Below are 14,594 nucleotides of genomic sequence, written 5' to 3' on the forward strand. Positions count from 1 at the left end.
AACCCACAAAGATGGGTTTATGCGTTGGATTTTCACAGCTTTTGTTTTGATTTTTGGGGCCTCGCAAGAGGCCTTTTCTGCATCTGCCGAATGGGATTTGGTTTTGAAGACCATTCGCGAACGTCAGCTCGGGGAAGAGCGGCAGTGGCTTAAGCTTTTGCATTTTGAAAAAGACTTCTTTCATGTTCGTGAAAGTCAGATCGACAGCGATTCGTTTTTCTATTCTCCGGTGGGCCGAAAAAATCCAGCGTTGGAACTTGAAGCGACGGCGCAGAATTTCTTCCGGGGCGAGGCCAGTGATGTCAATGACCGGGCTCAATGCCGATTCCCAGCACGCTATCGCTGGTTGAAGGGACAGCTGAAGGATCTGAAGATTCAATGGCCGGATCTTTCCTGTGAGCGATACGATGCTTTTGCCAAGGGGCTTCAGGGAGAATCGGTTTCTCTGGTTTTTTCCAGCTACTACATGAATAATCCGTCGTCTGCTTTTGGGCACACTTTTTTACGTATCAATAAGAAGCCATCAGAAAAAGATGGGCAACGCCATGAACTTTTGGATTATGGTCTGAACTATGCGGCTGATACAGACACCAACAATGCCTTCTTGTATGGATTCAAAGGTTTGTTTGGAATGTTCCCGGGTACTTTCCGCGCAATCCCTTACTATTATAAAGTTCGTGAATATAATAATGCGGAATCTCGCGACCTGTGGGAGTACGAACTGCGTCTGGGACCTGAAGCGGTGACCATGTTGGTGGCACACGTATGGGAATTGGGACCTGCACAGATAGACTATTGGTATCTGACCGAGAACTGCTCTTACCACATGCTGAGTATTTTGGAAGCCGCTGACCCGACAGTGGATGTTTTGAGCCAACTGGATCAATATGTGATTCCGGCAGATACTGTGCGTGTTCTTTGGACGAAGACAGATCTGGTGAAATCTTTTTCTTATCGTCCCTCGGTGCGAGAAGTGTTCTTTGTGCGCTGGAATCGACTGACGAACAGTGAAAAGGATCAGTTGTCAAAAATGGCACATCAGCTCACTGTGCAGGATGAAATCATTTATCCGGAAGAATTTCTGAAAAGCCCCGCAGCTTCGCAAGCGCGGGTGCTGGATGCCTTTATCGACTTTATTGATTTCCGTTATTCCAAAGAAGTGCAGGAGGCTGGTCGAGAAGGGCAGCTTAAGATGCGTGTACTTGGCAAACGCAGCGAAATTGAACTGGCTCCGGAAGCCGTGACCATCACTCCGCCTCAGGAAGAGCAGCCTCATCTGGCGCATCCTTCGGGTCGTTGGGGCGTTGGAGTCAAACACGATACTGCGGATCGTGATTACTTGTTGTTGTCCCATCGCTTTGCTTTGCATGATCGTCTGGACCCGGCTTGGGGTTATCCGCGCTATTCGCAGATTTCTTTTTTTGACTTGGATTTTTCTTACGGGGAATCCTACGCCGAACCGGATCGCAAAAAAATTGATCTGGAAAACTTCTCGGCGTTCGAGTTGATCTCGGCCAGTGAATGGACGTCTCTGTTCCCGGAAAATTCCTGGAGATTTAAGCTGGGTCTGGAGCGCACCCAAAATGAAAATTTCAATCCAGTTCACGAGGCCGTTGTTCGGTTGGGGTATGGCTGGACATTCGGTCTTGGAAAGTTTGATTTGACAGCGCAACTTCAGGGGGAAGTGCATTACGGTTCCACATTGTCAGAAAACAATTTGTGGGGAGGTGCGGGGCCGTTGGTGGATCTGCATTATCAGATCAATTCCTATTGGGCTTTAGAGGCGTTGGCGCAATACCGCCGCGATTCATCATGGGATCGACAGGACTATCTAAAGACCCAGATTCAGACGCAATGGAGCTTTAATAAGACCTGGGGACTTCGTGCTGTGTACCGTAACCAGAGATTCCTTGAGGAAACCAGCCTGCAGCTATTAAATTACTATTGAGGTGTTTAATGGCTGATTTTCCTTATCTGCATGGGTTCACCACGGAAGAACAAGATCGCCTGCGCAAACAAGCGCGCTTCGGTGAGCACACGGTCTATCAGAATATCAATTTGTCCAATGTGAAGGATCTGCTGGAGGTCGGCTGTGGGGTCGGTGCTCAAAGTGAAATCCTTTTGCGTCGATTCCCTGATTTGCAATTGACGGGAATTGATCGCAGCACCAAGCAACTGGCGGCGGCTCAGCAACGCCTGACAAGTCTGCCGTTTGCACAAGGTCGTTTCCACTTGCAGGAAATGGATGCCACTGCCATGAAGTTTCAGTCGAACTCTTTTGACGGGGCTTTCTTGTGCTGGATTTTGGAACATGTGCCAGATCCGATTCGTGTTTTGTCAGAAGTCCGCCGTGTCTTGCGTCCCGGCTCAACGGTGTACGTCACTGAAGTGATGAATGCGTCTTTCTTCTTGGATCCATACTCGCCGAATGTGTGGAAGTACTGGATGGCCTTCAACGAATATCAGCTTGAGCAGCGGGGTGATCCGTTCGTCGGCGCGAAGCTGGGGAATTTCCTGATGCAGCTGGGGTACCATGACATTCATACAGAAATAAAAACCTGGTTCCTGGACAATCGTTATCCTCAGGCACGCAAGGACTGTATCGAGTATTGGACAGAGCTGCTCTTGAGCGCCAGTGAACAATTGGTGGAGGCGAAGTGTATTTCTGAGGAAGTGGTGCAGGGGATGAAAGATGAAATGGCCCGGGTCGCCAATGACCCCAATGCGGTCTTCTTCTATTCGTTTGTGCAGGCGCGAGCTCGGACCTAAACGTGGGTCAGAGCTCGTCCTTTTTCAGCCAGCCTTTTTTGTAGATCCAGTAAGTGATTCCAATGACTACGAAGAGCATAAAGCTCAGCGTGGCGTAGTAGCCATTGGGCTGACGCAGTTCCGGCATGTTTTCAAAGTTCATTCCATAGATTCCGGCAATGAAATTCAAAGGCAGGAAGAAGATCGAGAACACGGTTAACACCCGCATGACCTCGTTGGTGCGGTACGAAGCCTCGTTGGTCTTTTGCGACATCAACGAAAGATGCAGGCTTAGAAGTCCGGTGATTTCCTCGTAAATGTCATCGGCATAAAAGCTGAGCTTTTCCAGCGGCTCTCGGACCTGCTGCAAATCCCGCAAGGGAAGTTCTTCATGTTGATGAATCTTGTTGAAGACATCCATGGTGAATTTAAAGATCTTGCGGTACGACGAGGCTTTGCGTTTGATGTGATATCCTTCACGCAGAATGCTTCGGCGTTTCAGCGTGAAAACACGTTCTTCAATGACATCTGTTTTGGCATCCAGTTCATCCAAAGGCGCATCAAAGCTTTTCACGGTTTGCATGCAAAGTGATTTGACCAGGGTTAACAAGGGAATCTGCTCAAATGCCACTTTGTCTTTTTTGATACTGATACAATCCAATGGAGCACGATGAATGGTCAGGACAAAGTCGCGACCTACGAAGAACGCGATCTTGGTTGTTAAGGACTGAATAGTTCCTGCCTTGGGTCTGGCGGTTGCATCGTAGTGGCGCAGAATGAAAAAACAGGTTTTTTCAAAGAACGTACAGGAAGGCAGATGCTCTGGGTCCAGGCAAGTCATCAAGGCATTGAGGGGAATCGGAAATTCTTCCGCCAGCTTTAAAAGATCATCCTGCGAAGGTGCTTCGCAGTCCACCCACTTATAGTCTTGCCATTGATGTTCAAATCGTTTCATGATTCCAGTATGACAAAGTTTTCCGGGCTTCGCCGTTTCTTTTTCGGATGCATCGCGACGTTATCTCTGACGGGATGTCAGTCGTTCTTTTACTATCCCATGAAAGAAAAGCTTTTTGATCCGGCGAAAGTCAAAATGCAGCCCGAAGATGTCTTCCTGAAAACGCAATCAGGCAACACTGTTCATGGTTGGTATTTTGCCTCCGCACAGAAAGACAGTCGCGGGACTTTGTTATTCTTCCATGGCAATGCTGAAAACATCACCTCGCACTTTTTGATGTTTCACTGGTTGCCGGCGCAGGGCTACAACTACTTCATCTTTGATTATCCCGGCTATGGTCTTTCCGACGGTCAACCCACGCCAGAAAACACCGTTGAGGCGGGGATAGCTGCGGCCGAATGGCTTCATCAGAAAAAGGATTCTCGTCCCTTGATTATTTACGGTCACAGTCTGGGTGGCATTGTGGCGTTGAAGGCCACAGAAGAAATCAAGGATCGTATTCCTGTGCGCAATATCGTGATCGAAGCCAGCTTCCGCTCTTATAAGGGGATGGGGCGTGATGTTCTTAGCCGTCGCTGGTGGACCTGGCCGTTGCAGCCGATCACCTATCTGGTGCTAAGTGATAAATATGCTCCGGAATCTTTAAGTCAGTTTTCACCGATCCCAATGCTTTTCATTACGGGATCTGACGATAAGGCGGTCGAGCCGGAAAACACCCGCAAGATGTTTGCAGAAGCTGCTGCGCCCAAAGAACTTTGGGTGGTCCCGGGTGGGCATCATGGGGACCTTTATGAGATCGGCAATAGAGAGCTACGGGAACAATTTACGTCCTATCTATCAAAAACTTCGACAGTCCTGAAGTAGTGGGTGCTGTTTAATTTCAATACAGCGCACTTCCTGCGACACGTTTCTTGCAACATGTCCGGCAGGATGAAGTACTTTACAAAGACACTCACCATTTTAGTTTCCTTTGTTATGATGACCACCGGCTGTGCGCCGGATTCCCGTGAGCAGGGCTCAGAGGTGAAAACCACCTATGAACCCGCTCAGCCGAATATTCAGGATGAAGAAGGATATAAAGTTGTACGCGGTTCCACCCGTGTTCAAGACGTGAGTGTGAACTTTGACCCGGCCACCAAAGGCATGACCTTGAAAGGCCGCGTGGAGTTTCTTCCTGTCCGAAGCAAGACCGTGCAGACCGTGGATTTGAATCTGGCCGGTATTCTGGATGCCAATGGCTTTATTGCACTTAAACCCCTGAATCCAGTGGATGCGCAGTCCGAGGCCTTGAAAGTGGCGGCCAAAGCCACGTGTTTAAGTGAATCCGGCGATTGCCGTTCTTCCTTTATTGATATCTATGTGTACCACAACGAAATCGTTTATCACCATCAGGTGGAATCCATTCAGGATGATCTGACTGCGGCTGATCCTGAGGCGGAACAAGTTCCTGATGAAGAGTTGGAAACTGAAGGTGGTTCCGACGACGTGGAAGGTGAGCCAGGTCGTTACGTGGGTGACGTCGTGGACGACATCGAGAAAATTCTGGAAGTAAAAAAACCGGAAGTAAAAAAAGAAGAACCGAAAAAAGAAGAGCCAAAGCAGCAGGAGCCAAAGAAAGATCTGCCAAAAACAGAGACTCCGCCGCGTAAAGAAGAACCTAAAAAAGAGCAGCCTAAAACGGAAGCTCCTCCCAAAAAAAGAGGACCCCAAAACGGTTCCACCTAAAAAGGACGACTCTAAGAAGGACGAACCAAAGCCGGAGCCAAAGGAAGAACCTAAAAAAGGAAACTCCGGCGGCAGCAGCGCCTGCGATCAATAAAGTCAGTCAGGCAATTGGAGCTGTCAATACCGGCCGTTTGGAAAATGCGGCGAATATGCTGGTGTACGAACAAAACCATCAGCCGTCGGGCTTCCATGTGATTCGTCCAGAGCGTAAGGCGCACTTTGCGACCAATGAGCTGGCGTACATTATTGTGCAAATGGCAAATATCACTAAAAAGGATCTGCCAGGTTACCAGATGTCCATCGGGGACCTGTCCCGCGAAAAGGGCGGAAAGCTGGGGCGTCATAAATCCCACACCAACGGTTTGGATGCAGACGTGGCGTTCTATTTCGATAATAAGAATTTGCAAGGGGCCTTCACATCCGCAGTGACCATCAATAAGGTTCATCCGAACTGGATGATGAAGCAGCAATGGAAGCTCTTTAAAGAAGTTGTTAACACTCAGCTGATCGACCGTATCTTTATCCACGGGACTTTGAAAAAGGCCCTGTGTGAACACGCGGTCGCCACCGGAGAGCTTAAAAAAGGCGATATGCAAAGCTTGGCCGCCCAAACATTGCGTCGTCTGATCTCTGAAAAAGACCACCACAATCACTTCCACCTGCGCGTGAAGTGCTCGAAAGCTCAAGTCCGCTGCCGTCAGATGGCGGAACCGATTAATACGACAGGCTGCTAACCCTTGCAGCTTGTCTTCGTCTTGTATCTGGACCTTTTTGACAAGCCGCTCTTCCTCTTTTTTTGGCTGGCCCTTTGACGCTGGCTGCTTCAGAATCTGGGTATGGCGGATTGGCGTGATCGTAGTGAGATGAATGGGGATGTGGTGTTCTTTCGGTATGTTTCCGAAGGGATGGAGAAAAGTCACGAAGAGGTCTTTTTGTGGGATCTCGATAAGACTTATCTGGATACGACCATTGATTCTTTGTCGGGCTTGATGACGACCATTCTGGAGCGCGCCCTCAATAAAAAGAACATCCCTGGAACCAATGTTTTGTTGCAGTCCCTTTCCGAGTTCCGCAAGCAGCAAAAAGGTTACATGTATTTCCCGATCTATTTCATCACGGCCTCACCGCCGCAGATGGAAGAGCGCATTTCTGAAAAATTCGCACTGGATAATATCCGCCCGTTTGGGTGCTTTTATAAAGACAATCTGGCGAACCTCCGCCCGGGACGTTTCTGGCGTCTGACCAAGCAGGTGGGCTATAAGCTGCAGGCATTGTTGCAACTGCGAACCCGTCTGGGGGAAACTGTTCGTCAGATTTGCTGGGGCGATGACAGTGAAACAGATGCCATCATCTACAATCTTTATTCTGATATTTGTTCGCGCCGCTTGGGGCCCAGCGATATCCGCTCGATTTTGGAAAAGCTCAACGTCACGGGCGAGCAGGTGAATACCATCCTGGAACTGCAAGCCCAGATCCCGGAAAATGATCCGATCGAGAAGATTTATATCAATTTGGCGACGGACACCGACCCTGATTACTATCTGAAGTTTGGCCGCCGTACTTTGGCGACAAACAACACTTTCCAGGTGGCTTTGGATCTTTATCAGGATCACCGCCTGAATCTGGAAGCGATCTACAGCGTTGTTCAGGACATGGTCTATAACTATGGCTACACCCCGGAAGAGCTGATGAAAAGCTTTGATGAATTCATCCGCCGCGGAGTCCTGGGTGAAAGAGCTTACTTGGAAATCCGTCCGTTCTTTATCGAAAAAGGCTTGTTGCATTCCTCTTATGAACCCAGCGTCGCACCACTGAAAGAAAAACTGGTGGATGACGGGCATGTCTATGAGATGGAAGGCGTGCATGAACCCTGGATTCCAGATCGCATCGACTATATCCACGATTACCGCTAGGTGCACGTTTTGAAGTTGCTGGAACGTCTTCCAAAATCAATGCGTCCCTGGCTTTTTGCTGTCGCCTGTGTGTTCGTCTATGGCGGTGCTGTGAATTTGGGATTCTCAGACATCTTTATGGCGATTCCGTTTATTCTTTTTGTGATATATGCCTCTGTGAAATGGGGACGAAAGTATCTGGTCAGTGCCGTGCTGTTGGTGGCCGTGGTGGCGCCCTTGTATTATCTGAAGAAGCAACACAGTCCGATTTTCTTTCCTGCTGTCGGTAAGAACTTCACCGTTAGTGAAGACGTCTGCTTAATTTTGAAAAGATCCAGTTACAGTCGCGGAGAAGATTTCGTTTTAGTGACCGCAGTGACGGAGGGGCAACCTTGCGGGCACAAGCCTGAAAGTGATGAGATCAAATGGGTGACGTTGAAAGCTCAGACACCTTTGCAAATTCGCGAGATATCGGTTTCTCATGCGGACATGGGGGAATCCTATGTGATCCATGCGGATTCCGAACTGGGTGATGTGGCCTTTTATGGAAATCAGTTCATTGTTTGGCCGGACGGGAGCAGGATCGAACAACATGATCTGCGACGGGCGATATTCTATAGACCGTCGCTCCTGATGTACTGGCCCACCGGGCCGATCATGTTGATGGCCCTGATCAAACAATAGCGTTATTCAAATCGCAGTGGGAAGACCGTTGAAATCGGATCGCCACCGAAGGTCTTGAACTCCACCCGGCGAATGGCCTCCAACAGACATTTTTTAAAGCCCGGATCATTCAGATTACTGCTGGCAATATCGGCCTGATGAACCTTGCCGGTTTTTTCAATCGTAAAGCTGATGGAAACCTGTCCCACCACGCCCGGAGTTTTTTGCAGCAACTGAGTGTAGCACTTAAAGAATGAATTGCGATGTGTGCGCAAGGTGTCCTGAATAAACTCAGAAGTCAGGCCTTCGGCTTTGGCAGCAGGGGCGGTGGGAACGCCTGTTTCCACCGGAGCCAGGTCCGGCAGAGTTTCTGTCGGGGCTTGTTTCTTGTAATTCATTTCATAATCAGTCGCTGTCCAGCGCACACCATCTTTGGAAATATAAACGCTGCCTTCGCGCCCATAGTTTTCCACCTGAACATCGCCGCGTTTGATCACCAGAACAATGCGCTCGTTTTCTTCATCCAAAGTGATCAATGAGTTTTCCAGAATGCGAATGCGGTAAGAGGAATCAAACTCCATCGTGGCATCGCCATCCACGCTGGTTTCAACCGAGTCCAAGGCGAACAAAGTGGATTTGCGAGTCAGGGTTTCCTTGGATGTCATGTTGTTACGAAGAACAAAGACTTTCCCCAAGTTCAATTCAAGACGGGCCAAAGGGCGCGCGCCAGGTTTGCTTTTTTCAGTTTGTGAAGCGATGAAGAGAGAAAGTGCGACGCTTATAACGCCAATGATAATCAGAGATGGAATCAGCCAGTTGTTCTTCGCCATAGAGAAACTATAGCGAAGAACCTGTTAGGAATGTACTAAAATTACTTCTGAGCAGGAGCTGCAGTTGCAGCAGGGGAAGCAGCAGGAGTTGCCGCTTCAACAGGAGTCGTAGCAGGAACAGCGGCCGCACCAGCAGCAGCGTCAGTTCCTTCAGTTGGGAAATGCTCTTGAGAAGGAGCTGTTGGCAGCGGAAGGCTATCAACAACAGATTTAGTTTTGGAAGAAGTCATTGTCGCCAAAGCCAAGCAAGTCACTGCAAAGATGATTGCTGCCCATACTGTCATTTTGCCAGCCAAAGATTGTGCGCCAGTTGCACCCAACAAAGAGTTAGAACCGCTGGAACCACCCATGCCCAAAGCTCCGTCGCTTTTAGAGTCTTGGATCAAAACCAAAACGATCAAAACGAGAGCAACGATGATATGCAAAACGCCGATAAATGTAGTCATTTTCTGTAATCTCCCAAAGACCCCCAAATATATGGATATTGAAGGTTTTCGTCCACCCCAAAGTGACCCAACTCTGACGACTTGCTGCGCATCGTCATGAGTGTGTTGAGTCTCGGGGCCTTCCCAGTCACCATAGAGTCTATGAAAAAGATCAGCGTTTCCATTTTCTGCCTATTTTTTGTGCTCCTTGGAGGCTGCACTTCTCAAGAGGGAAAAATTGAAAAGAAAGCTCAGGAACTGGGAGAAAAGAAATTCCAGGAACTTTTGCAGCAGGAAGCTGATGAAAACATCAAACAATCCGACTGGCTGAACAAAGCCTATATGGAGTTCATGACCGAACGTTCAGAGGTCTCAGTCAGCGAAGTGAAGCTGCAAAGTGAAAGCCGGGCGACAGCAGCAGTGATTGTGAAAAGCTATCCGGTTTCGTTGCGCAGAACTTTGGCGAAGATCGCCGGGGGGATTGAAAACTCTCGCAGTCGACGCTTCAATTTTAGTGAGGCTTTGGGGCTGGTGGGGCAACAAACCGGCGGCACGGCAGAGACGGTCGAGCAGCCTCTGACCACATACAAATTCAACAAAACTTCCGCCGGAACTTGGGTGGTGGAGTTTTAAACTCCCCGGGGCGAGCTTGGGCTTGCTGTCTAAGCCCTAAACAGAGAAAAATAGAGGAATCACATAGTTAGCAATGCAAAACACCGGGTCTTGGGTTTGCAGCTTCTGCCCTTAAGATGAAGACTCTACTTGGTTCCCTATTGTTGGCGTCCGCCCTTTTAACACCTGCTGCCCCTGCGTGGGCGGAGCTGTCGTCTCAAAATGAGACTGTAGAAACCGAGGTCATTGAAACCACCCTGGAAAAGGCTCAGGCTTCTGAACAGGCCGAGCGCTTGCGTATTCAGGTCGGTCAGGGCGAACGGGAACGGGTTTTCGAGTTGGAAACAGCACCGGATCGCGAGGCGATGAAAGAAGCCTTGGGACTCAAATTACCAGAGAAAGTCAAAGCTGAGATCCTGGCTCGCGGAGGCTCGATTGAAGAAGCTGATCCGATGAAGGCTTTTGAAAGTCTTCCCGCAGATCGCCAGAAGAAGTTTCAGGAAATGCGTGTTTTATTCCTGACCAATGCCGCTCGTATTTTGAACGCCACTAAATTTGTTTATGGAGCGGGCAGTGTCGTGGGTGACGGACTGAATTTCGTGAAAGTAAAAGCCAAACAAGCTATCGGTAAAGAAGTGGAAGCTGAAACTCGCGTTCAGCGCTCGTTCCAGGTTCGCAGTCACGAGGCCGCTCAGGCGATCTTGCGTGGTTTGGATTATAAACTGTGGTCGCAAGCTCCGCTGGTGATTGATTCCAATGAGTTTGGCCTGAGTATTTCTGCGGGTATTGTGGCGGAAGCCGGTGTTCTTCATAAGGGCGGCGGGGGAGCTCAGGAAGTGGGCTTCAGTATGGCTTTCAATAAAACCCAGAAAGCTTTTGTATTTGAACTGTTCCATAATTCAGAACGCTTTGATAATTCCAAAGCGGCGGTGACGGTGGTCGGTGTTGTTGGAAAGCTGGGCGTGAGCATGGGGCGCAGGCAAGGCGCCGAAACCCTGAAGGGCAGTTCGTTCTATCCTCCAGCAATTCCGGGATACAGCACATCTTCGCCCGAGTTCTTCCAGTCGGGTTTGAGTTCAAGTTTGGGGTTCCCGCCTCCGCCATTTGCGGATCTTTTGACCTTTACCAACAGATTTGAGCGTCATTCTTTGATCCGCATTACTGTGTCCCCGGTGGTTCCGGGCTTTATTCGTATCCAAATCGCCGATGTTCGCGGCGGAATGCAGCTTGTTGCGATGCGATTTGTTGACGTCTATCGTGCAATATCTGAAAAAGTCCACTTGGGTGGACGCCGCGCGTGCGGACCTGTATTTAACTAGATATTGCGGTGCGAAATGAAATTTCTGGTATTCGAGGGGCTTGATGGCTCCGGCAAAAGTTCTTTGATGGCAGCTTTGGAAAAAGAGCTGCAAACACGCTCCATTCAATTTCATCGCACTCGTGAACCTGGCGGGACTCCGCTGGGTGATGAAATCCGCCACATGATTTTGCGTAAAGAAGGTCCGGCCCCTACGGCGCGCACGGAATTGTTGCTGTATGAAGCCAGCCGTTCCCAACACGTCGATCAGGTGATTCGTCCGAAGCTGAATGAGGGAATGTGGGTCTTATGTGACCGTTTTGCCGCAAGCTCGGTCGCTTTCCAAAGTGGTGGACGTGAAATTTCTGAAGCTGACGTGGTGATGTTGAACAACTTTGCCACCAGTGGTTTGAAACCCGATGTGACGGTGCTTTTGGATCTTCCGGTAGAAGAAAGCCGTCGCCGTCGTCAGGGCCGCGGGGCTCAGACGGGAGAAAGCGAAGACCGTATCGAATCTGAAGCGGATACTTTCCATGAAAAAGTGCGCCAGTCCTTCTTGCAACAAGCTCGTGCCGATGAAGCGGCTTGGTTGGTTTTGGATGCGCGTGAAACGCCGGAAGTTCTTTTCAGGCAACTTCTTCAGGCTTTGGCAGACAGAAAAATTTTGAACTAAAGGGAATTGCAACCGTGGCACGTACGCTCGATTTCGTCCTGGGACATCAGGAGACAATCAAAAAAATGGTAGAATCTTTCGAAAACGGAAGACCGGGCCAGACGTTTTTGTTTGTCGGTCCCGGCGGTATCGGCAAAAAACTGACGGCCATGGGGTTTGCGCAAGCTCTGCTTTGTCCTTCCAGTCAGCGCGGCTGTGGCAAGTGTCCATCCTGCTTCCGTATGTCTCAAGGCAGTCATGAGGGTTTGAAAGTCATTGCTCCGTCGGGGGCGAACATCAAGATGGAACAGGCCAAAGAAGTTCTGGAATTCCTGAGCTTGAAAAGTCTGACGGGCAATCGTGTGATCATCATTGATCAGGCGCAGACCCTGAATCCGCAAGCCGCGAACTCTTTGCTGAAAACTTTGGAAGAACCGCCTGAAGGCACCTTCTTCTTTTTGATTGCGCCGAGTGTGGCGGGGATTTTGCCAACCATCCGTTCGCGTTCCCGCATTGTGCAATTCCGTCCTTTGACTCAGGAAGATCTGGGTAAGAAAGTGAAAGCTCCGGCGTGGGCCTTGAAAGCTGCCGGTGGCAGTTTTGAAAAACTGGCGCAATTGCAGGAAGGTCCCGAGCAGGAAGTGCGCGAAAAAGCCGTTGAGATTTTGACATTGTTTATCCAGGACAGTGATTTCCTGCTGAATGAACTATGGCGTACGGAGTTCAAAGACCGCGCTCAAGGTCAGCGCATGATTTCTTACTGGATCGGCTTTGTTAAAGACGCCATCTGTCTGCAAGAAGGCGCAAAGACCCAGATCGTGAATCTGGATCAGGCTCCGTTAATTAAATCCCTGGCTGAATTGGATCGTCAGTATCTGCTAAGGCTTGTCCAAAAAGCCCTGCAGGTGGAACAAGCCTTCGGCGCCAACCGCGACCCGCAATTGGTTGTGGAAGAGTTTTATATTTCCACGCGGCCTTAATTTTATAATATTAAACGTATCAGCAGAGCTGGCTCATCGGGAGTGGTAATTTCTGACTCCCTAGTGAACCCCGCCTCTTCATGGGCCACCAGCTTCCGCCCACTTTGGTCGTCGGATAATACTGGATAAAAGTCATTACAGTAGTGGGGGCGATACAGGCTGCGGAGGTTGCTAGTGGCCACTGCTGTTATTTGGCGGTGGCAGCAGCAGCAGCAGCAGCAATCACTGCGGGCAGGATATAAGTCGGTTTAGTCTCTTGAGATAGATCTACAAATACGCTTGTAGATCTATCTCATTGTTTTTATAGAGAAAATTTATACATAGGTAAATTGGTGCAAGAATTGGTCGATTATTTTGCGGCAAGGTGGCTGGTAGATCTAAATATTTGATTATAGGGGGGATTCTCAAATCTAGACAATTATCTACAAATTTTAATGCAAAAAATTGTACGAAGGTGCTACAAGAAATTCTACAATATTTGTAGCATAACTTGTAGCAGGATGGATTATGGGGTCTAAAGACGAATTTGAATTTCTAAATTCCGAACTATGGCTGAAGTATACTCAAGACAGTTATAGGTCTCCTGAGGAAATAAAATATAGACTTGAGAAGGTCGGTGTTGCCTCCTCAAACTGGGTAGAAACTAAAAATAAAATTATGAGATTTAGGAAAGTGGGGGCGATCCCATTGTTCTTAAAGTCGATAGACAAAAAATTTTGGTTTTATCCCGCTGACTGCATTTATAAGAAAGCCCATGAGATTGAAAAACTAGGTTTGGCTCTTCATGAAAAGATTAACAAAGAATCAGCCTTTGCTTCTGATTTTTTGGTTAATGCAACGATTGAAGAAGCAATCACTTCAGCAATATATGAGGGTGCAAATAGCACGAGGGCTAAAGCTAAAGAGCTTATCGAAAAGCAAACACCACCAAAAAATAAAGATGAGTGGATGCTTCTTAATAATTATAAAGCTCTTATGTGGATTAAAGAAAATCACAGCGCTCCAGTAAGTGAAAAGCTTATCAATGACATCCACGCGATAGTTACTAAAAATACATTAACAGAAGATGATATCAATTTTTCTGGCAAGTATAGAAATGATAAAGTTTTCGTAACCTCTGGAAGAGAAATCAGGCACGAAGGTGTTGAATACACAAAATTGGGAGAAGTTGTTCCAGAGGCCATCGAACTGGTGACAAAGAGTCCTAGATATTTTCCATCGCTTCTAAAGGGAATACTGCTTCATTATTTTATATCGTATATTCATCCTTATTTTGATGGAAATGGAAGGACAGCAAGAACACTTTTCTATTATAAGGCCATCAAGAATGATCTAAAGTTCGTGGAGCTTCTATCCGTATCGGCATATCTAAAAAATCACGGGAAACAATACGAGAGATCTTTTGAGAAAGTCGTACAGAATGATCTCGATATTACTTACTTCATTGATTTTAATTTAGATGCTTTAGAAGAGGCCCTTAAAAAGGTAGCTGAGAAAGTAGATTTCCTGGTAAAAATTAAAAGCATCCAAGAGGGGCTCGAATTATCTGATCAGCAGATTGGGCTCTTGCAGAAGCTCGCTTTGCATAGATTTAGGAGTTACGATATTGAGTCATATGCCGACTCGATAGGTAAATCGAGAGAGATTGCTCGTCAGGAGCTGAAAAAACTTGCGGACGTGGGACTTCTTGATGAGAGCCGAGAAGGAAAAAAATTTGTTTACAAAATTATGAAAGAGAACCTCGAGAGAATGCTTGCATAGAGGTCGAGTTTATAAAGGACCGCCCTTGGGCAGTCCTTTTTGCTTTCTGAATAT

Annotated in this window: 15 protein-coding genes; 12 read left to right on the plus strand and 3 right to left on the minus strand. The window is 48.1% G+C overall.

From position 1 onward, the window contains the following. Positions 1 to 19: 19 nt before the first annotated feature. Together ACES2G_RS04420 and ACES2G_RS04425 are read left to right on the plus strand one after the other, a co-directional pair. Entirely contained in the window at positions 20 to 1,948 is a 1,929-nt protein-coding gene (locus ACES2G_RS04420; RefSeq protein ID WP_374001417.1) for a DUF4105 domain-containing protein, read from the plus strand. Positions 1,949 to 1,956: 8 nt separating this feature from the next. Then, positions 1,957 to 2,769 (plus strand): methyltransferase domain-containing protein, encoded by an 813-nt coding sequence (locus tag ACES2G_RS04425; protein ID WP_347358145.1) that lies wholly within the window; start codon positions 1,957 to 1,959, stop codon positions 2,767 to 2,769. Between the two features lie 7 nt (positions 2,770 to 2,776). On the opposite strand, the gene ACES2G_RS04430 is transcribed toward ACES2G_RS04425, so the two are convergent. Then, positions 2,777 to 3,703, minus strand: a complete 927-nt coding sequence (locus ACES2G_RS04430; RefSeq protein ID WP_347358144.1) for a CorA family divalent cation transporter — start codon at positions 3,701 to 3,703, stop codon at positions 2,777 to 2,779. A 9-nt stretch (positions 3,704 to 3,712) separates the two neighbouring features. Here ACES2G_RS04430 and ACES2G_RS04435 point away from each other — a divergent pair, with 9 nt between their 5' ends. The 5 genes from ACES2G_RS04435 to ACES2G_RS04455 all read left to right on the plus strand — a co-directional run bounded on the left by ACES2G_RS04435 (position 3,713) and on the right by ACES2G_RS04455 (position 8,004). After that, the gene (locus ACES2G_RS04435) at positions 3,713 to 4,567 is read left to right on the plus strand and encodes an alpha/beta hydrolase (protein WP_347358143.1); all 855 of its coding nucleotides are present in this window, start codon (positions 3,713 to 3,715) and stop codon (positions 4,565 to 4,567) included. A 66-nt stretch (positions 4,568 to 4,633) separates the two neighbouring features. Then, complete coding sequence (locus ACES2G_RS04440) at positions 4,634 to 5,428, plus strand: hypothetical protein (protein WP_374001418.1); 795 nt, start codon at positions 4,634 to 4,636, stop codon at positions 5,426 to 5,428. A 149-nt stretch (positions 5,429 to 5,577) separates the two neighbouring features. Beyond that, positions 5,578 to 6,162 (plus strand): penicillin-insensitive murein endopeptidase, encoded by a 585-nt coding sequence (locus ACES2G_RS04445; RefSeq protein WP_374001419.1) that lies wholly within the window; start codon positions 5,578 to 5,580, stop codon positions 6,160 to 6,162. A gap of 102 nt (positions 6,163 to 6,264) precedes the next feature. Continuing rightward, positions 6,265 to 7,341: a phosphatase domain-containing protein gene (locus tag ACES2G_RS04450; protein WP_347358141.1), complete on the plus strand. Its 1,077-nt coding sequence runs from the start codon at positions 6,265 to 6,267 to the stop codon at positions 7,339 to 7,341. A gap of 9 nt (positions 7,342 to 7,350) precedes the next feature. Then, positions 7,351 to 8,004, plus strand: a complete 654-nt coding sequence (locus ACES2G_RS04455; RefSeq protein WP_347358140.1) for a hypothetical protein — start codon at positions 7,351 to 7,353, stop codon at positions 8,002 to 8,004. Between the two features lie 2 nt (positions 8,005 to 8,006). On the opposite strand, the gene ACES2G_RS04460 is transcribed toward ACES2G_RS04455, so the two are convergent. Together ACES2G_RS04460 and secG are read right to left on the minus strand one after the other, a co-directional pair. Beyond that, positions 8,007 to 8,813, minus strand: a complete 807-nt coding sequence (locus ACES2G_RS04460) for an AgmX/PglI C-terminal domain-containing protein (protein WP_347358139.1) — start codon at positions 8,811 to 8,813, stop codon at positions 8,007 to 8,009. A 41-nt stretch (positions 8,814 to 8,854) separates the two neighbouring features. Then, positions 8,855 to 9,259: a preprotein translocase subunit SecG gene (gene secG, locus ACES2G_RS04465; RefSeq protein ID WP_347358138.1), complete on the minus strand. Its 405-nt coding sequence runs from the start codon at positions 9,257 to 9,259 to the stop codon at positions 8,855 to 8,857. 141 nt (positions 9,260 to 9,400) lie between these two features. Between secG and ACES2G_RS04470 the strand changes: the two genes are divergently transcribed. The 5 genes from ACES2G_RS04470 (at position 9,401) to ACES2G_RS04490 (ending at position 14,540) form a co-directional block, all read left to right on the plus strand. Continuing rightward, positions 9,401 to 9,871 (plus strand): hypothetical protein, encoded by a 471-nt coding sequence (locus tag ACES2G_RS04470; RefSeq protein ID WP_347358137.1) that lies wholly within the window; start codon positions 9,401 to 9,403, stop codon positions 9,869 to 9,871. A gap of 116 nt (positions 9,872 to 9,987) precedes the next feature. Then, positions 9,988 to 11,169: a hypothetical protein gene (locus ACES2G_RS04475; RefSeq protein WP_374001420.1), complete on the plus strand. Its 1,182-nt coding sequence runs from the start codon at positions 9,988 to 9,990 to the stop codon at positions 11,167 to 11,169. Between the two features lie 15 nt (positions 11,170 to 11,184). Beyond that, complete coding sequence (tmk, locus tag ACES2G_RS04480; RefSeq protein WP_347358135.1) at positions 11,185 to 11,820, plus strand: dTMP kinase; 636 nt, start codon at positions 11,185 to 11,187, stop codon at positions 11,818 to 11,820. Between the two features lie 65 nt (positions 11,821 to 11,885). After that, positions 11,886 to 12,779 carry a DNA polymerase III subunit delta' C-terminal domain-containing protein gene (locus ACES2G_RS04485; RefSeq protein WP_374001421.1) on the plus strand — a complete coding sequence of 298 codons (894 nt, stop codon included), beginning with the start codon at positions 11,886 to 11,888 and terminating at the stop codon, positions 12,777 to 12,779. 507 nt (positions 12,780 to 13,286) lie between these two features. Next, positions 13,287 to 14,540 carry a Fic family protein gene (locus tag ACES2G_RS04490; protein ID WP_347357288.1) on the plus strand — a complete coding sequence of 418 codons (1,254 nt, stop codon included), beginning with the start codon at positions 13,287 to 13,289 and terminating at the stop codon, positions 14,538 to 14,540. Positions 14,541 to 14,594: the final 54 nt, after the last annotated feature.

It is taken from the genome of Bdellovibrio bacteriovorus (assembly GCF_041888015.1).
Taxonomy (GTDB): Bacteria; Bdellovibrionota; Bdellovibrionia; order Bdellovibrionales; family Bdellovibrionaceae; genus Bdellovibrio.